The sequence below is a fragment of the Pseudomonas marginalis genome (assembly GCF_024169655.1).
In the GTDB taxonomy this organism is placed as follows: Bacteria; Pseudomonadota; Gammaproteobacteria; order Pseudomonadales; family Pseudomonadaceae; genus Aquipseudomonas; species Aquipseudomonas paraveronii.
In genome coordinates this window covers 5500040-5518183 of the sequence record NZ_JALJWV010000001.1, presented here as the reverse complement: position 1 = coordinate 5518183, position 18144 = coordinate 5500040, and the positions used below count along the sequence as shown (strand labels likewise).

At 58.6% G+C, this 18144-nt stretch carries 19 protein-coding genes; 5 read left to right on the top strand and 14 right to left on the bottom strand.

Features of this window, described 5'->3' with window-relative positions:
* Positions 1-150: 150 nt before the first annotated feature.
* The 5 genes from J2Y83_RS25440 to J2Y83_RS25420 all read right to left on the bottom strand — a co-directional run bounded on the left by J2Y83_RS25440 (position 151) and on the right by J2Y83_RS25420 (position 3817).
* Entirely contained in the window at positions 151-762 is a 612-nt protein-coding gene (locus J2Y83_RS25440; RefSeq protein WP_253399514.1) for a helix-turn-helix transcriptional regulator, read from the bottom strand.
* A 58-nt stretch (positions 763-820) separates the two neighbouring features.
* Entirely contained in the window at positions 821-1789 is a 969-nt protein-coding gene (locus tag J2Y83_RS25435) for an ornithine cyclodeaminase (protein WP_253399506.1), read from the bottom strand.
* 120 nt (positions 1790-1909) lie between these two features.
* A complete protein-coding gene (locus tag J2Y83_RS25430; protein WP_253399504.1) occupies positions 1910-2281 on the bottom strand; it encodes a MerR family transcriptional regulator in 372 nt (123 codons plus the stop codon).
* Entirely contained in the window at positions 2220-2864 is a 645-nt protein-coding gene (locus J2Y83_RS25425; RefSeq protein WP_253399503.1) for an NAD(P)H-dependent oxidoreductase, read from the bottom strand. Before J2Y83_RS25425 ends, J2Y83_RS25430 begins: the two co-directional genes overlap by 62 nt.
* A gap of 80 nt (positions 2865-2944) precedes the next feature.
* Positions 2945-3817, bottom strand: coding sequence for a WYL domain-containing protein (locus J2Y83_RS25420; protein WP_253399502.1), 873 nt, complete (start codon positions 3815-3817; stop codon positions 2945-2947).
* 119 nt (positions 3818-3936) lie between these two features.
* On the opposite strand from J2Y83_RS25420, the gene J2Y83_RS25415 reads away from it, so the two are divergent.
* The 4 genes from J2Y83_RS25415 (at position 3937) to J2Y83_RS25400 (ending at position 8628) form a co-directional block, all read left to right on the top strand.
* Positions 3937-4194, top strand: coding sequence for a hypothetical protein (locus tag J2Y83_RS25415; protein WP_247404833.1), 258 nt, complete (start codon positions 3937-3939; stop codon positions 4192-4194).
* A gap of 134 nt (positions 4195-4328) precedes the next feature.
* Complete coding sequence (locus J2Y83_RS25410) at positions 4329-5204, top strand: hypothetical protein (protein ID WP_253399501.1); 876 nt, start codon at positions 4329-4331, stop codon at positions 5202-5204.
* 57 nt (positions 5205-5261) lie between these two features.
* Entirely contained in the window at positions 5262-6896 is a 1635-nt protein-coding gene (locus J2Y83_RS25405; RefSeq protein ID WP_253399500.1) for a GTPase, read from the top strand.
* On the top strand, positions 6883-8628 hold the full coding sequence (locus J2Y83_RS25400) for a LeoA/HP0731 family dynamin-like GTPase (RefSeq protein WP_301295052.1): 1746 nt from the start codon (positions 6883-6885) through the stop codon (positions 8626-8628). Before J2Y83_RS25405 ends, J2Y83_RS25400 begins: the two co-directional genes overlap by 14 nt.
* 51 nt (positions 8629-8679) lie before the next feature.
* On the opposite strand, the gene ycaC is transcribed toward J2Y83_RS25400, so the two are convergent.
* Positions 8680-9315: an isochorismate family cysteine hydrolase YcaC gene (gene ycaC / locus J2Y83_RS25395; protein WP_253399492.1), complete on the bottom strand. Its 636-nt coding sequence runs from the start codon at positions 9313-9315 to the stop codon at positions 8680-8682.
* A gap of 452 nt (positions 9316-9767) precedes the next feature.
* Here ycaC and J2Y83_RS25390 point away from each other — a divergent pair, with 452 nt between their 5' ends.
* Positions 9768-10004, top strand: coding sequence for a DUF6124 family protein (locus tag J2Y83_RS25390; protein WP_253399490.1), 237 nt, complete (start codon positions 9768-9770; stop codon positions 10002-10004).
* A 298-nt stretch (positions 10005-10302) separates the two neighbouring features.
* Here the strand turns inward: J2Y83_RS25390 and J2Y83_RS25385 are convergent, their stop codons facing one another.
* From J2Y83_RS25385 to eat, 8 genes are all read right to left on the bottom strand, one after another.
* Positions 10303-11076, bottom strand: coding sequence for a LexA family transcriptional regulator (locus tag J2Y83_RS25385; protein ID WP_253399488.1), 774 nt, complete (start codon positions 11074-11076; stop codon positions 10303-10305).
* 214 nt (positions 11077-11290) lie between these two features.
* Positions 11291-11818, bottom strand: a complete 528-nt coding sequence (gene ppa, locus J2Y83_RS25380; RefSeq protein WP_048724712.1) for an inorganic diphosphatase — start codon at positions 11816-11818, stop codon at positions 11291-11293.
* A gap of 107 nt (positions 11819-11925) precedes the next feature.
* Positions 11926-12741 (bottom strand): zinc-dependent peptidase, encoded by an 816-nt coding sequence (locus J2Y83_RS25375; protein ID WP_253399487.1) that lies wholly within the window; start codon positions 12739-12741, stop codon positions 11926-11928.
* A gap of 6 nt (positions 12742-12747) precedes the next feature.
* Entirely contained in the window at positions 12748-13404 is a 657-nt protein-coding gene (locus J2Y83_RS25370) for a DedA family protein (protein WP_253399485.1), read from the bottom strand.
* 308 nt (positions 13405-13712) lie between these two features.
* Positions 13713-14171 (bottom strand): GNAT family N-acetyltransferase, encoded by a 459-nt coding sequence (locus tag J2Y83_RS25365; RefSeq protein WP_253399483.1) that lies wholly within the window; start codon positions 14169-14171, stop codon positions 13713-13715.
* Between the two features lie 94 nt (positions 14172-14265).
* Positions 14266-15099 (bottom strand): ethanolamine ammonia-lyase subunit EutC, encoded by an 834-nt coding sequence (gene eutC / locus J2Y83_RS25360; RefSeq protein ID WP_253399482.1) that lies wholly within the window; start codon positions 15097-15099, stop codon positions 14266-14268.
* On the bottom strand, positions 15096-16490 hold the full coding sequence (locus J2Y83_RS25355; RefSeq protein ID WP_253399474.1) for an ethanolamine ammonia-lyase subunit EutB: 1395 nt from the start codon (positions 16488-16490) through the stop codon (positions 15096-15098). The genes eutC and J2Y83_RS25355 overlap by 4 nt, the downstream gene beginning before the upstream one ends.
* A gap of 63 nt (positions 16491-16553) precedes the next feature.
* A complete protein-coding gene (gene eat, locus J2Y83_RS25350) occupies positions 16554-17987 on the bottom strand; it encodes an ethanolamine permease (protein WP_253399471.1) in 1434 nt (477 codons plus the stop codon).
* Positions 17988-18144 lie beyond the last annotated feature (157 nt).

The following is an 18144-nucleotide window of genomic DNA, read 5'->3' as shown; positions in this document are numbered from 1 at the left end:
GCGCGACACTAGCAGACATGGGGGATGGGGGCAAATGAGCGGGGGTGGTTCAGACGACCCGGCCAACGCCTGCTGCAGGCTGTGCAACAGGGGTGAGCCGAATACATCGTTTATTCGGCTCATTTTGTGAGCCGATTGTGCGCTCGCCTATTACTGCACCGCAGCGGCACGCAAATAGTTATACACACTGGCCCGGGAAATCTTGAAGTAATCGCCGACGTAGTCGACAAAATTACGCACATCCAGCAAGCCGTGCTCCCGTGCCTGTACCAGCACCTGGATGATTTCCCCTCGGCCGAAATCGGCGGGTTTCAAATGATTCGCAGCGGCGAGGGTTTCGATGATCTCATTGAGTTTTTCCCGCCAATCGCCACTGAACAGCGATTCTGGGCGCGCCTGGGACTGCTGGCCTACGGCAAAGCCGCTGAGCAGTTTCTGCACTTGGGCCAGTGCGGTTACATCGAAGTTCAGGCACAACAAGGCGTTGGGCTCCCCGTTTGCCGCGCGGGCGACGAGGGAGATCGAACGCAACTGACGGCTGTTGAGGCCGGTCTTTTCATACGGCCCGACTACGTCGGGTCCGGCGGCCAACTCAGCCAAATCGGTGATCAGCGATTCATCTCCGACCTGACGTCGGGAAAAGCCATTGGCGATGTGGGCAATACGCCCGCTGCGCAGGTCGTGTACCACGGCTTCCAGGTCCGGATAGAGCAGGGCGGCGATGCCGTCGGCGGTTGCCTTGATGAACGCGATATCGACCATGGGTTAACCGGGCACAGGGAAAAGGAACGGTGATTGTACGCAGGCGTCCGAACAGTTGTCAGTTCACGGCCTGCATGCGCTGCACCGCGAGGGTGGCCAGCGCGATGTCCTGAGCGGCCAGGCCGGTCAAGTCGGCGATGGTCAGGTCGTCGTCGCTGAAACGTCCGCACGCCTTGCCGGCCAGCACATGGCCGAGGGAAACGTCGGCGTGGTCGCTGATCAAATGGGCCCGTACTGCGTGGCTCATTTCGCCATGGTCGACGCATTGGCTGCGGTCATCGGTCATGAGCACGCGTGCCCGTTGCAGCAGTAGCGGGTCCAGTTCCTGTTTGCCAGGGCTGTCTGCACCCAGGGCGACAATATGCGTGCCTTTACGGACCACGGCGGCCGGCACGAGTGCCTGGGTCGACGGCGTGCAGGTAATCACCAGATTGCACTGTGCGAAAACAGCCTCAACGTTGTCGGCTGTTTGGGCCTTGAACCCCTCTTGAGTCAGTGTCCTGGCGAGATATTGCGCCTTGTCAGGGGCGCGCGCCCAGATCACTACACGCTCGATTCCCAGCAGTTCGCAGGTCCAGCGTGCCTGCAGTTGCGCCTGATGCCCGCTGCCGATTATCCCTAACGCGCTCACCCGCCGAGGCGCCCCGGCCCGCGCAGCCAGGGCACCGGCGGCGGCAGTGCGGCAACTGGTCAGCCAGCCTTCGTCATTGAGGACGGCGCGGGTCTTGCCGGTGTGAGAATCGAACACCAATACCAGGCCATTATTGGTCTCCAGGCCGTGGGAAGGATTCTCGTAAAAGCCCATCGCCAGCTTGACCACAAACACCGAACCGTCTTTCGCATAGCCGGACTTGATATGACAGTCCCCCGGCGGGTTTTCAAACAGCAACACCCCCGGCGGCGGGGCCACGATGCGGCCGTCGGCGTGGCTGATCAATGCCTGTTCCACCGCGTGCAGCATGTCTTGGCGCGACAGCGTGGCGCGTAACGCACTGAGCCCGTAAACCGCCAGTGGTGCCGCGCTCATCAGGCACGCTCCCACGTGGAAAAGCAGGTTTTGAGCTTGAAATACGAGGGTGTGGCCATGGCGCGTTCCTGACGATCAGCGGGGCGAAAGCGCGACACTAGCCTGATTTATATTGTTTGTCTAATTTGTATTTATTGTGCAATTGTCGTTTGAATGTTTAAGCATTGCGTCAAACTCGGCCAGCCCCGCCTGCATCTTCTGCAGTGCCGCCATCTGCCGCGCCAGCTCCTCTTGCTTGCGAGCAATCGCCTGGCTCGCACGCTCCCAGGGCAGCGCGTCGCCCTGGTGCCCCTGCAAAATGGCCTGCAGCTCCTTGAGTTTGAAACCCAACTGCTGAGCACATTTGATCACCATCAGCCGCTCGACACTCTGCGTCGAATAGACCCGATACCGTCCCTCTCTCTGCGGGGTGGGCAGCAGGCCGATCGCCTCATAGTGACGAATCGCCTTGATGGTCGTGCCCGACAGTTGCGCGGCTTTGCCGATGAACATGAAAACGCCCTTTTTCAAATAATCCGCCGGCCCGCGTCAGCCAGCGATTGCGCTGCGCGGACGTGGAGCCCAACACCGGGCCGAGCAACAAGGTCTTGGTCACCGTGATGCCGCAAAACTCCAGTGTCGTCTTACGCATCTGATGGATGCCCGGCATGCGGTAGAACCAGCGGTAATACCACGGCGGCGTGTCCATGGTCACCAGTAAATGCGCGGTTCGGCCATGCAATAGTTTGTCAGGAAATGCCTTGCCTGCACGGTACTTGAAGGCAAAGCCGGGTAGGAAAACTCTATCTATGAAGCCCTTCATCAAGGCCGGAATACCACCCCACCAAATCGGGAAGACAAACGCCAAATGGCTGGCCCAAAGGATATCTTCCCGGGCGCCGAGCAAATCGGGCTCCAGGGCTTGAATGTCGTTGTAGCCGTTATGCAGGACAGGGTCGAAAGCCAGCGCGCCCAGCCGTAGGACGCGTACTTCATGGTCAGCGTTTGTTGCCGATTGGATGTAGGTGTCTGCCAGCGCCGAACAGAAGCTGGAACCGCAGGGGTGACCGAGGATGACCAGAATGCGCTGAGCCATGGGGGCGAGTCCTGAAAAGGGGCCTGCAGAGTAGGGGCTGCCGTATAGGGGAGAGTCAAGCGGCGGCGCTGCAGCATCCGTTAGTCATAGAGCCACGGTCTCAAGTCCTTGAGGTTCGTGACCACAATCTGTTGCGCTTCAGGGTTCGGGTCCAGGTTGCGTGCATCAATCTGATAACGCTGCAGGACATACTTCACCAGCGCCCTGCGGCTGGGCACAACGAGCTGGCCGTCAACCATGCCAAAGTCGGTTTCGATGATCGCCTTTTGTGCCGCGCTCAACCGCCCGTCAGGCGCGATGATCACGGGTATTTCGGTGTTCCAGTCATCGTCCAGCGCCTGGGTGTTCTCTGATCCGTCCAGCAAACCAGGCTCGCCCCGCAGCCGGCTCAACACAAAGTCCCGGTACTCTCGATTCTTCTCACAGTACGCGCGCACGTGCCAGCGCATGCCGGTGTAGACCAGGGTGTGTGGTGCGATCAGGCGGATATCGACCTGGGGCGAATTCAGCGACACATACTCGGTCTCCAGGCGCAGGCCATCGCGGCAAGCCTTTAACAGAGGGCGCAGAATTTCCGGGCGGATGGGCCGATCCGGAACATCCAGAACCTTGGTATGCGCATAGGCCAACGCCAAGCCATCAATGTGGGGCGCGCGCTCGTGGTTTTGATAAAGCAGGTGCAAATAGGCGCTCGCGCTGTCGTCGATGAACAGCGGCTTGAACGTTTTGCTTGGCACATAGCCCTTTATTTTTTTGTCATATGTAAGGTTTTTAGGCGCATGTTCGGTGATGTACGTATTGATGTCTTTGGACGCCTGCTGACGGCTGATACCAAAGCTCTGGATCAAGTGGCCCGTGGTCAGCCGGCCCTCCCACCAGACGACGGTTTCGATCAAACGATAGCGAAGTGCCAGGTCCCAGCGAACCTGTTCGATGGATTGCTTGCGTTTCATACCCTCTCCATGTGCGCGAATACTTTACCTGTATAAGTCTACATTCTAGACCTGTCGTCTATCACTACATATCGTGTGGCTGTCGTTTAAACAAATCGAACACACCCAAGGAAGTACACATGACTATGGCAGAAGCAGTCTCGACAGGGGCGCTGGTAGTGCTGGGGAGCATCTTGCTGGTCCTCCTGCTGCAATACTTGCGGCTGCGTGAACTCTGGAAAATGGCGCTTACCTGCCGCAGAGACGCACGCTGGGGGCGGATCTGGGAGGCTGAGAACCGGGAGCTGCGTTCTGCGCTGCGCGCTGAGAAGGCGCATATCAAGCAGTTGCAGAGGAAGGTGGGGATTTTGCAGGGGGTGATTGCGCAGGGAGAGTAGGGGGGAACGTCTTAGCCGGACCGCCGCCAATTGGATCTTGCAGTGCACTGCCGATCAACTTGACACCGATGATGGCAAAATGCAATTTAGCCGCCTGAAGCGTAGTACACCTGGATACATTATTAAGGGACGATATGAGTAAGGCTCAGGATTTCTCCAAGCTGTATGCGCGTGTGGCGAGTGATATCGCCACTGCACTGGAAGACGTTTCCAGGCTTGATGTCAGTAACGACAAGGGCAATGCCCACCTCGCCAGCGTTAAAGAAAAGCTCGGCGAAATGAAGTTGCGGTTCGACTCCGAGATTACCTATCTCGAGAAACATGCCGAGTGGGACAACTTCACCATCGCCTTCTTCGGCGAAACAAACGCTGGGAAAAGCACGATCATTGAAAGCCTGCGCATTCTGTTTGAAGAAAAGAAACGCCAGGCGCTGATCAAAAGAAACCAGGCCACCGTCAGTGATATCCAGGCGGTGTTCTCGGAGAAAAGCGACGCGCTTATTGATGAACTCAGTACGCGTTATGTCAGCTTCTGCGAAGACGTTGCCGCGCTGGGGGACGACATTGGCGCCCTAGTCAACCAGACCCAGCGCGACCTGTTAAGCACCCGCCAGCAACTCGAGCATACCCAGCAGGATTACACCTTCTGCAAAGAGCGGCTTAATCATACCCAGAGCGATTTGGATAACACGCGCCAAGCGCTGCAAGGCACCGAAACGCGCCTGAGTGAAAGCCAGAGCATGCTGGGCCAGGCCCAGGGTGAACTGCAACAGGTTGGCCAGCAGTTACAAGGCGCACGCAGCGACTGCCAGCGCAGTCAGCAGCAACTGACGGAGCAAAGTGCTCAGTTGCAAGCCAGCCAATCGCAATTGCTCGAAACTCAGCGCCAGGCTGAGGTAGCACGCGTTGCTTCAGAGCGGCGTGCAACAGTGAAGCTGGTGATCGGTCTGGCCGTGGGTTTGGCGTTCGGTGTCATCGCGGGAGTCTTGGGTTACGCCCAATTGCTTTAAGGTCGGCGTCTTTTTGCCCGGCACTTATTTCTCATTCGTCGACTCCCGGACACCACCATGCGCGAACAACATTCCTTGAGCGAGTTGGTCAGCGACAGGCTGCCGACCCTGCTGAAACAGCAGAAAGAACTGGAGCGCCTGCAGCGCTGTGCCGAACAGATCGACGGTGAAATCGTCGGGACTGGTCGTGCGGATTTCACCCAGGATAATGTGATCTACGAGTTCAACCATCAGGGCAAGAGCTTCCACCTGATTGACGTTCCCGGTATCGAGGGTAACGAAAGCAAGTATGAAAAGATGGTCCAGGCGGCTATCGCCAAGGCCCACCTGGTGTTTTACGTCAACGGTACCAACAAGAAACCGGAGGCCGAGACGGCCCAAAAGATCAAACACTACCTCAATCGTGACGCCAAGGTTTACGCCATCTGCAACCTGCGCGGCAAGGCGGACTCCTATGAGTTCGACACTGATCGCGAGTCGCTGGAGCGTACCCACAAGGACGCACTCGCAACCCGCCAGCAGACCCGCGAGGTGCTCGAAGACATTCTCGGCGCCGAATTGGTCAGTGGTTGCCAGAGTCTGCAAGGGTTGCTCGGCCTGACCGGCGTAGCATTCGATGAGCGCGGCCTGAGCAGTATCCACCCCAGCCGTACTGACCTGCTGAAGTCGCAACGAGCCTATCAGCAGGACTTCTCCAGCCGCCAAGCTATGCGCAGTTTCAGCCAGTTGGACCAGTTGCACGAAGTCATTGGCCAAGCATGCGCCAACTTTGAGGTTGATATCGTTGAAAGCAACAAGCGTAAAGTCCTGCGTTTGCTGCAAGACACCGTGAATGATCTGAAGAAACAACGGGATGAGCACCAGGCATTTTCCGACAAGATCGGTGCGGAAATCCTAGAGTGTCAGAAATCCATTCGGCTCAGTTTTGAAGAGCTGAAAACCAGCTTCACCAAACGCCGCAGCAATGCCCTCGGTATTTTTTTCAATGACCTGAGTAGTGCCGCACGTGCAGCGGTCGAAGAGCACTTCAGTGATAAGGATGAAGTAGAGCGGGTGATCCAGGTACACGTCAGTGCGGGCCAAGAACAACTTGCCAAACGTCTGGAAGAGAGCCAGGAAGAGGTTCTGCAGCAACTGTCACAAAGTATTGAGCGGGCACTCAAGCGTCTGCAAGAGAACGCGGAGCGGGTTAGTTTTCAACAACGCTTGAACACCGCGGCCAGTGGTTCAATTTCGCTATCCAGCGCGATGGATGCAATCGACTTCAACTTTTCCGACTTCGGCGGTTTCCTACTGAGTATCGGAGGGTATGCCGCGAGTGGTTTCACGATCGGTACGTTCTTCTTCCCTGGGGTGGGTAACATCATTGGCGCCGTGATCGGCGGTGTCGTCGGAATCCTTGCCGCAGGGTTGAGTTACCTCTTCGGCGGACGCAACAAGAAGATCGCCGAAGCACAAGCCAATATCACTGAAGCCATCAAGAAAGAACGCGTTGCGAGCGAAAAGACGTTCGAACAGGATACCCAGGCCATGCTGGCGCAAATCAAGACCCAGATTGAAGGCTCAACCCTGAGCCCGCTGGATGATGAGCGCCGCAAAATGGCTGACGTCGGCGCCTTGTTCGACGAAAAAATTGCCTCTATCCAGGCGTTGAAAAATCAAGTGGAAGCTAAGCCCCATGGAACAATTTAAGCAGTTCAACGCCAGCAAGACCGAGGTGATTCACTCGCTCGACAACCTCCAAAACCTGGTAGGTGAGCTGGAAAAACTGGGGTTGGACGTGGCCCAGGATATCGACAAGATCAAAAAAGCCATTGGTGATGTCCAGGCCGATACGCTGCGCATCGCCCTGCTGGGCGCGTTCTCCGATGGCAAGACCAGTGTAGTTGCCGGCTGGTTGGGCCAGGTGATGAAGGACATGAAGATCGACACAAACGAGTCTTCGGACGCGCTGGCGATCTACCGGCCCGAAAACCTGCAAGACCGCTGCGAAATCGTCGATACCCCCGGTCTTTTTGGTGACAAGGAAAAAACCGCGGAAAACGGTGCTCTGATCCAGTACGGCGATATCACCAAGAACTACATCTCCGAAGCACATCTGATTTTCTACGTGGTCGATGCGACGAACCCACTCAAGGAAAGCCACCAGGACATCGTCCGCTGGGTATTGCGTGACCTCAATAAATTGAGCTCGACGATCTTCATCATTAATAAGATGGATGAAGTGGCCGACCTGCGCGACGCTGAAGAATTTCAGCAGCAAAGCACCATCAAGAAGACCAACCTACTCGACAAACTACAGCGTTTTGTTGACCTGACACCCGCCGAGCGCAAAGCTGTCAACGTGGTCTGCGTCGCGTCCAACCCCAACAGTCGTGGGCTGGAGTTTTGGCTGGAACAAAAGGATCTGTATGACCAGCGTTCGCGGATCGACGAGCTCAAACGAGTGACCCAACACGTTCTTGACGGCAGCGGGCGTGAAACCCTGATCAAGAAAACCGGAATCGATGTGGTCCGTGATGTGCTGGGCAAAAAAATTAGTGTCGCCAAGGATGAGCTGATCAGGTTCGAACTTCTTGCTGCCAACCAGCGTCGTGACTCGGCACGTATTCAGGAAGATATTGACGAAGGCAAACGCAAAGTCCTGGCCACCGTCGGTAATCTTTACCAGGAGCTCAGTAACCTGGAAAAAGATCTGCTCAACAGCATTCGCACCTTGCCGCGTGATCAGGTGCATGCCTTTCTTGAAGCGGAAATCGGTTTCACCAAGAACGACATCGGAGAGAAGTTGCGATTCCGCATCGACTTCCTGTTCAGCACTGCATTCAACCAGTCCTCGACCATCATGAATGGCATCAGTGCCAGCATCGAACATCAGTTGGACTGCTCGTCGGACTTTGCCGACAGCATCACTGCATCGGCCTTATCTGCCTCTAGCAGGGCGTTGAGTGCTGTCTCGAAGATCCCAGTCGAAAGCATTAAGAACGGCGTGTTCCTTGCCCGTGAAACCCTCAAGAACCTCACCGGATATGTCTACAAGTTCAAACCCTGGGAAGCCACTAAACTGGCCGCCAACATCAGCCGCTGGGCGGGGCCCATCGGCGCGGGCATCCAGGTACTGACCGACGTCATCAGCGTTGCCCAGCAGCAGCGCGCGGAAACCGAACTCAAACAACTGCAGAATGACCTTGCCGAAGTGGTCAAGAGCCACTTCGCTGAGCCCATGAAACTGCTCAAAGACCACGACAAGGTGATGGAAATCTTTGCACCGCAAATCAAGGGGTTCGAGAAGATTCTAGTGGAACAAGAAGGCAACCTCGAGCATTTGCGCAAACGTCAAGCGCAACTGACAGAGGTGGAAACGCACCTGAGCCAAGCGTTTGGTTCAAGTGAGGTGATTGAAGGGGAGTATCGGGTGATTTGACGACATGAGCCTGGCCAGCGGTGCTGGTCAGGCTTGTCCTGACAGGCGGCCTTACTGAGCCTGCTGCGCCGTCAGCGCCGCATAACCATTCATCAAGTTGCGATAGTTCGGAATACGCTGGGACAACAGATTGCCCAGGCCTTCGATATCGTTGCGCCAGTCGCGTTGCAACTCACACGCCACCGAAAACCAGTTCATCAACTGCGCACCGGCCTGCGTCATCCGGCTCCACGCCGCCTGCTGCACCGTGGTATTGAACGTGCCCGACGCATCCGTCACCACAAACACCTCAAACCCCTCCGCCAGTGCCGACAACGTCGGGAACGCCACGCACACATCCGTCACCACACCGGCAATGATGATCTGCTTACGCCCGGTGGCCTTGATCGCTTTGACGAAGTCTTCGTTGTCCCACGCGTTGATCTGACCAGGACGGGCGATGTACGGCGCGTCCGGGAACATCGCCTTCAACTCCGGCACCAGCGGGCCGTTGGGGCCTTGCTCGAAGCTGGTGGTGAGGATCGTCGGCAGGTTGAAGAACTTGGCCAGGTCCGCCAGGGCCAGCACGTTGTTTTTGAACTCGTTGGGCGAAAAGTCCTGCACCAGGGAGATCAGGCCGGTCTGGTGGTCGACCAGCAGGACTACGGCGTCGTCTTTGTTCAAGCGGTTGTAGGTTGGCGTGCTCATGGTTGAATCCTTTTTTGTTTAAGTGGGTTGGGCGTTGCGTTCAACATGGGCACAGATTAATGGGTGGGACGCGGGGGATAAATCGGCTGGGAGGCGTCTTACTGTCAACTTAAAAGAGACAATTGGTTGAACGGCCAGCAGTATCGATCCCTTTCATTTGCAGGACGTTTCCTAGAGAATCCCAGCCGCTTGCGCCAGCGAAATTCCGTGACTAGGCTGCGGTCCGTCACTGCAAATTCAGTGATCGGGTTTAGTCGCCCGGACTTCGCTAGGCGCACGCGCCATCCCAAAGACAGGTGTCTTCTCATCTGCACTTTATGGTGGCTGTGCGCAGGGCACCTCCGGGTGCGCCGGTGCCTAGCGGCCGGTCGACTAACCTGTGCACAGCCGCCACCTCTGCTCGTTTAGTCGCGAAAGGACGGTGGTATTCACTTACTGCTAGGAGTTTTGCTATGGATAACGTTGTTTCGGATTCACCGTCATCGCCTGCGGCCAACCCCTTTACTGTCAATGAAGAACTGAGCTTCGAGGATGCCTGGGTGCGTGTGGCTGAGTTGCTGCAATGTGCGGTGGCGACATCGCAGGTGCTCGGGGAGCCGCTGGCTGCGCCGCAGAGGGCGGTGATGCATTTGGTGGAGATGGCGAAGCTGGTGGCGGAACGAGCGGTGGAGTGTTTGCAGCCTAGGTGACGCGACTTGAGAGGCGGGCAGGGCGATATGCGGCCCGCTATTGGCTGAATGTTTGGTTGGCGTTGGGTATTTGGATTTCGATGACTGCAGGCATTAAAAAGCCGGCTTGTGGCCGGCTTCTCGGGGACTGCCTCAGCTTGTTTTTGACAAACCTCAGCAGCCTTCAAATCGCTCAGCCAACATCGCGTCTGGCTGAATAGTCGGGGCATCCGCGGGCGTTTTTCCGCATCGCCTGGCAGGGTGAATAGCCTAAAACCAACCCCTGCCAAATGTGCGGCGCATGATACCCACATTCCCCTCAGTTGCCCACCTCCGGATCGGATTTAGAGCCTTCCCAGCCCAGTAGGTGTTCATCCAGCGGCACGGGTGGGCGGCGGTTGTTGAGGGTGGACCACCAGAACACCCAGCCGACGATCTGGAAGTTCTGTTCGAAGCGTTGATCGAAGGTCAGGTATTCGTCGGGGTGTTCGCCGGCGTTGTGGCTGCGCATGCGCAGGCCGCCGCCGGGGCGGTTGTAGAGGTATTTGATGCGCAGCATGTCGTCGTGTTCGACGGCGTAGATTTCGCCGTCGACGATTTGGGTGCGGCCGCGGTCGATGGCGAGCGTGGCGCCTTGTTGGATGATGTCGACCATGCTGTTATCGACCATGTAGGCGCCGAGGGCGCGGTCGGGGTTTACGTTTAAGGTGTCGAGGGTGTGACGGGAGAGGCGGATGCGTTCGGTTGAGGTGAAGGACGGATGGAGGGCGATCTCCACGTCGATGGTTTCCGGAGGACGGACGGGGCCGGTGAGGTATTTGCCGCTTTCTTCGCGGGTGGGCAATGCTTTCCTTGCATCGTGACCTTCCAACAGGAAGTTGGCCGGTGGGTGTTTAGGGCCTACGCCGGCGTGCAGCCAACGGCTGGAGACGCACAGCAGTTCTGCGATTTCGTTGAGTCGGCCCATGGGGACGCCGCGTTTGAACCAGTTGTTCACGTGTTGAGGCGTGACACCGCGGTTCTTGGCGAAGTCGGAAGCGGAAAGATGAACTTCCCGTAATAACGCTTTTAAGCGATCACCTGATGTATTCATAAACGCAGAGTTTACTGGCCGGAAAAACAGATCAAATAAACCATGCGTTCAATTGCCGGTGTAGGTTTTTGCTTAGTTGTAGCCTGATCTTTCTTTGTTGCTTGTTAGTTCAACATAGAGTGTTAAGTATTGAACTTGATGTTTAGTTTTTCCGACAAAAAAAGCCCCGAATGATCGGGGCTTTTTTGATTGCCGCAGCAATGAGGAGCAGGTATCAGCCTTTGTAGGCTGCGACCGACTTCATGATCTCGGCGCGGGCGGCGTCTGCGTTGCCCCAACCTTCGATCTTCACCCATTTGCCTTTTTCGAGGTCTTTGTAGTTCTCGAAGAAGTGCTTGATCTGTTCCAGCAGCAGTGGCGGCAGGTCGGTGTATTCCTTCACGTCCACGTACAGCTGGGACAGCTTGTCGTGGGGGACTGCGATGACTTTGGCATCGCCGCCGCCGTCGTCGGTCATGTGCAGGATGCCGACTGGACGCGCGCGGATAACCGAGCCTGGGGTAACCGGGTAAGGGGTTACGACCAGCACGTCGAGGGGGTCGCCGTCGTCAGCCAGGGTGTTGGGGATGAAACCGTAGTTGGCCGGGTAGAACATCGGGGTGGCCATGAACCGGTCAACGAACAGGCAGTCGCTGTCTTTGTCGATTTCGTATTTGATCGGCGCGTGGTTGGCCGGAATCTCGATGGCGACGTAGATGTCGTTCGGCAGGTCTTTGCCAGCCGGAATCTTGCTGTAGCTCATTGGGCGTTGCCCCCGTAGTTGGCCATGGACATGGCCGGATTGGCCTAAAAGTGGCGGCGATTATAGGCATATTCTGACGCCGATGCCATGCACCAGACGTCGTACAGTCATTCGCCTTGCGGCTGATAACGCGGGTCGTGCGCTTGCAGCTGGGAGAGGCGGGCTAGAGGGTCCTGGCGGTAAAAGCGGCTCAGTTGCGCGTACACCTGTGGATAACTGTGGATCAGTAAATCCGGTGCGCTGAAAAAATATTCGCTGGTGACGGCGAAAAATTCCGCCGGGTTTTCGGCGGCGTAGGGGTCGATGGCTGTTTCGGCGTCGGGGTTGGCGTCCAACTGGCGATTAAGCTCGTCGTAGGCGCCTTGCATCACGCTGGCCCACTCTTGCACACGCATGTCGTGGTGCAGCGGCGGCAGGCCGTTGGCGTCGCCGTTGAGCATGTCGAGCTTGTGCGCCAGCTCGTGGATCACCAGGTTGTAGCCTTCCCAATTGCCGCTGGCCAGCACGCCGGGCCAGGCGAGGATCACCGGGCCTTGTTGCCAGGCTTCGCCGCTGTGCTCGCCGTCCCACTCGTGCTCGACGCCGCTGGCATCGCGATGGCGTTGCGGGCTGAGGAAGTCGTCGGGGTACAGCACGATCTCGTGGAAGCCCTGATACCAATCGAGGTCGCCGAGGTTCATCAGGGGCAGTTGCGCCTGGGCGGCGAGCAGCAGGCGTTGTTCCTGGTGCAGCTCGACGCCGGGCAGGGCGGTGAGGTGTTTTTCGGCGAGAAACACCACGCAGGCTTCGCGCAGCCATTGGTCTTGCTCGGCGCTGATGCCGTCGAGGAAGGTCAGGTGCTCGCGCACCCGCTGCCAGGTGTCATCGGCAATCGGGTGCTTGGCCAGCAGGCGCCGGCGACGCCAGGCGCTGAGGGACCACATCGCCGGTTACTGCGGCTTGGCTTCGGAGGACGCGCGGCCAAAGCGGCTGCGGAACACGCTAATGATCATCGGCACCAGCGACAGCAGGATGATGAACACCACCAGCAGCGAGAGGTTTTTCTTGATAAACGGTACGTTGCCGAAGAAGTAGCCGAGGGTCACCAGGCCGCCGACCCAGAAGACGGTGCCCAGCACGCTGAAGCCGAAGAAGCGCGGGTAGGGCATTTTCGCGATGCCGGCGACGAACGGTGCAAAGGTCCGCAGGATCGGCAGGAAGCGCGCCAGGGTCACGGTTTTGCCGCCGTGTTTGTCGTAGAAATCGTGGGTTTTTTGCAGGTAGTCGCGGCGGAAGATTTTCGAGTTCGGGTTGCTGAACAGGCGTTCGCCGACTGTTCGTCCGATCACGTAGTTGGTGCTGTCGCCGAGGATCGCCGCCAACATCAAGAGGCCCGCGAGCAAGACCGGGTCCATGCCGCCGCCCGCCGCCACCGCGCCGGCAATGAAGAGTAATGAATCACCCGGCAGGAAAGGCATGACCACCAGGCCGGTTTCGCAAAAGATTACAAGGAACAGAATGGCGTAGATCCACAGACCGTAATTTTTTACCAGCAGGTCGAGGTAGACGTCGAGATGCAGGATAAGGTCAAGCGGGTTGAAATCCATGGATGGCACCTGTGTGAATGGCCCTGCTCAGCAGGCCTGTGCGGAGGCTCGGGTAATAAGGCTACAAGTATTTGTCGGGCTTCTTACAACCCTGAAAGGCCGGCATTATACGGATTGGGAAGTGAAAAACGTGTGGGTTTTGTAGCGGGTGATGTCATGGCACTCGGCTCCCAGAGCACCACAGAACCAAATGTGGGAGGGGGCTTGCCCCCGATGGGCACGTGTCAGTTATAAATAGTCTGACTGGCCCACCGCTATCGGGAGCAAGCCCTCTCCCACAGGGATTTTATGGCGCTTGGGGGATTGGGTCAGTCTTCGCTGATCGGCAGCACGTAGTTCTTGAACTCGGTGTCTTCGCGAAACCCCATCGACTCATACGTCTTCTGCGCCACGTCATTGTTGCTGCTGGTCGATACCCGCAGCCTCACGGCATGGGTTTCCTTGGCCATCTTCTTCGCCGTGCGCATCAGGTTATCCGCCACCAGTTGCCGGCGCGCGTCTTCGGCGACGTAGATGTCGTTGAGAATCCACACACGTTTGAGCGACAACGAAGAAAAGCTCGGATACAGCTGACAGAACCCGAGCAAGCGCTTGTCGTCGTCATCGGCCAGGGCCAGGTAGATCACCGACTCCTTGCGGCGCAGGCGCTTTTCCAGGAAGGCCCGCGAGGAGTCCGGGAACGGCAGAGCCCCGTAGAACTCGCGGTATTTGACGAACAACGGGGTCAACAGGTCCAGGTGTTCCAGGGTCGCTTGAGTGATCCGCATGCCAGGCCTCAACTTCCAAAGAGGGGGTACGACCACGCGAGCGGCCGTGACTTGATGCTGCCTAAAGACGCGAAAAAGCGCAATCGTGTGGGGATCAGTCCGTGGGCGGACTGAGCAGGAAATTGCCTTTCATCAAGTCCGGGTCATCTGACTCGAGGGTCTGAAGCTGCGCCTCATCCTTGAGATTGACCCCCGACAACTGTCGACGGCAGGCCTCGCGCATCAAATACAGCAGGCGGTGGGCTGCCATGCCATAACTCAAGCCTTCCAGGCGCACGTTGGAGATGCAGTTGCGGTACGCATCGGTGAGGCCAACCTTGGGGTTGTAGGTGAAATACAGGCCCAGGCTGTCCGGCGAACTCAGCCCCGGCCGTTCACCGATGAGGATCACCACCATCTTGGCGCCGAGTAACTGGCCAATCTCATCGGCCACCGCGACGCGGCCCTGTTCCACCAGGATCACCGGCGACAGGGACCAGCCTTCGGCGTGGGTCTGTTCTTCCATGCGTGTGAGAAACGGCAACGTATGTTTATGCACCGCCAACGCCGACAGGCCATCGGCTACCACCACGGCCAGGTCGACGCCGCCGGGGTTGGCCGCCGCATGGTCGCGCAGGGCCTGGGCCGATGCATCGCTCAGGCGCCGCCCCAGGTCCGGGCGTTGCAGGTAGCTGTGGCGGTCGAGGGCGGCGCTGTGCAGTAACAGGCTGTCACGCCCGCGTTCGGCAAGCTGAGTGCTGAGGCCGGCGTGGTCGAAGGGCAAGTGGACCGCGTCCCGCGCCTGGGCGTGGGCGAATTGGAAGTCCAACTGCGCGCTGGTCGGGATGCTGGTGCCGGTCCGGCCCAGGGCAATGCGCGCCGGGGTCAGGCGACGCAGTTCCAGCCAAGGGTTTTCGGGTAAGTCTGGTTGCACGGGCGGCTCCTTCATCCCAATTGCGCCAAGGCGTGGCGAAACGCCGGTGGCAGGCTGTTGCCGAAGCGCACTTTGCCGTCGGCTTGCGTGAAAATGCCCATTTTCGCCAGCCACTGTTCAAACTCCGGCGCCGGCTTTAAACCCAGTGTTTGGCGGGCGTACAGGGCGTCGTGGAACGAGGTGGTCTGGTAGTTGAGCATGATGTCGTCGGAACCGGGAATGCCCATGATGAAGTTGATCCCGGCCACGCCCAGCAGGGTCAGCAGGGTGTCCATGTCGTCCTGGTCGGCCTCGGCGTGGTTGGTGTAGCAGATGTCGCACCCCATCGGCACTCCCAGCAGCTTGCCGCAGAAGTGGTCTTCGAGGCCGGCGCGGATGATCTGTTTGCCGTTGTACAGATACTCGGGGCCGATAAATCCGACCACGGTGTTCACCAAAAACGGCTTGAAATGTCGGGCCACGGCGTAGGCGCGGGTTTCGCAGGTTTGCTGGTCGACGCCGAAGTGCGCGTTGGCCGACAAGGCGCTGCCCTGGCCGGTTTCGAAATACATCAGGTTCTGCCCCAGGGTGCCACGGTTCAGGCTCAGGCCTGCTTCGTAGCCTTCCTGCAGCAGGCTCAGGCTGATGCCGAAACTGGCGTTGGCCGCCTCGGTGCCGGCGATCGACTGGAACACCAGATCCAGCGGGACGCCACGGTTGATGGCTTCGATGGAGGTGGTGACGTGGGTCAGCACGCAGGCCTGGGTGGGGATTTCGTAGCGCTGGATGATCGCGTCGAGCATCTCCAGCATGGCGCAGATCGAGGCGATGCTGTCGGTGGCCGGGTTGATGCCGATCATCGCGTCGCCGTTGCCGTAGAGCAGACCGTCGAGAATGCTCGCGGCGATGCCCGCCGGTTCGTCTGTGGGGTGGTTGGGTTGCAGGCGGGTCGACAAGCGGCCACGCAGGCCCAGGGTGCCGCGAAACCGGGTGACCACGCGGATCTTCTGCGCCACCAGCACCAGGTCTTGCACGCGCATGATCTTCGATACGGCGGCGGCCATTTCCGGTGTCAGCCCTGGTGCTAATGCACGTAGGGATTGTTCATCGGCCGCATCGCTGAGCAGCCAGTCGCGCAGGCCGCCGACGGTCAGGTGGCTGACGGCGGTAAACGCCTGTTTATCGTGGGTGTCGATGATCAGCCGGGTGACTTCGTCGCTTTCATAGGGAATCAGCGCCTCTTGCAGGAAGTGTTTCAGCGGGATATTCGCCAAGGCCATTTGCGCTGCGACCCGCTCACCATCGTTCTGTGCGGCGACGCCCGCGAGGAAGTCCCCTGAACGGGCGGGGCTGGCCTTGGCCATCACGTCCTTGAGGCTGTCGAAGCGGTAGGTCGATGCACCCACCGCGTGGGAAAAACTTGCCATACAGTGTCTCCTGGATGACGCGGGCTACTGTGGGTAAGGCGCCCGCGTCGAGGTTTACGGCATTTAGTGCAAGGCGGCCTCTGCGGCCTGGATCGCCGCGAATTCTTCTTCCGGCGTGCCTGCTACCAAGTGATGCCGGCTGTAGAAAGCAAAGTAAGCAATTAATACTCCATAGATGATCGCCGCGCCAATCACCACCCGCGGGTCGACCAGAAAGCCCGCCACCACGGCCACGCAGGCCAATACCAGCGCCACGCCGGAGGTGAAGATGCCGCCCGGCGTGCGGTACGGACGATCCATTTTGGGGCGACGGATGCGCAGCGTGATGTGCGCGGCCATCATCAGCACGTAGGAAATGGTCGCGCCAAACACCGCCACCAGAATCAGCAGGTCACCCTGGCCGGTCAGTGACAGGCCGAAACCGATAATGCCGGGGATCACCAGCGCCAGGACCGGCGCCTTGCTTTTGTTGGTCTGGGACAGTTTGCGCGGCAGGTAGCCGGCGCGGGACAACGCGAAGATCTGCCGCGAATAGGCGTAAATGATCGAGAAAAAGCTGGCGATCAAGCCCGCCAGGCCGACCAGGTTGACGAAGCTGCCCATCCAGGTCGAGCCGCCATACGACAGCGCCAACGCTTCAACCAGTGGGTTGCCGGACTTGATCAGCGCGTAGGTGCCGGCGCCGCCCGGTGCAATCACCAGGATCAACAGGGCAAAACTGGTCAGCACCACAATGGCGCCGATCAGGCCGCGGGGCAGGTCGCGCTTAGGGTTCTTGGTTTCTTCGGCCGCCAGCGGTACGCCTTCTACCGCCAGGAAGAACCAGATCGCATACGGAATCGCCGCCCACACGCCGACGTAGCCAAATGGCAGGAAGGTGCTGGCGCCCTTGGCTTCGGTCACTGGAATGTCGAGCAGATTGGCGACGTTGAAGTGCGGCACCATCGCCACCAGGAACACACCCAGCGCAATGGCGGCGACGGCGGTAATCACAAACATCAGCTTCAAGGCTTCACCCACGCCAAAGATATGGATGCCGATGAAGATGATGTAGAACGCCAGGTAAATCATCCAGCCGCCAATGCCGAACAGCGACTCGCAATAGGCGCCGATGAACACCGCGATGGCGGCGGGGGCGATGGCGTATTCGATCAGGATCGCGGTGCCCGTCAGGAACCCGCCCCAAGGGCCAAAGGCGCTGCGGGCAAAACCGTAGCCACCGCCGGCGGTGGGGATCATGGACGACAGTTCGGCCAGGGAAAAGCACATGCACAAGTACATGGTGGCCATCAGCAAGGTGGCGAGGAACATGCCGCCCCAGCCACCCTGGGCCAGGCCGAAGTTCCAGCCGGCGTAGTCGCCGGAGATCACGTAGGCAACGCCAAGGCCGACCAGCAGCACCCAGCCGGCGGCGCCTTTTTTCAGTTCGCGTTGTTGGAAGTAGTCGGTGCCGACTTTTTCGAAGTCGACGGAAGAACTAGTGGGTTCGCTAGGCATGGGAAAGTACCTTTCATTCTTATTGTTTTGGTCCCGACAAGTTGTCGCCGGGTAATGTAGGAGCGAGCTTGCTCGCGAAAAACTTCAGAGCACCGCGCAGAGCCAGGCTATCCGCGTAATCGTTGAGGTTCTTCGCGAGCGAGCTCGCTCCTACGGG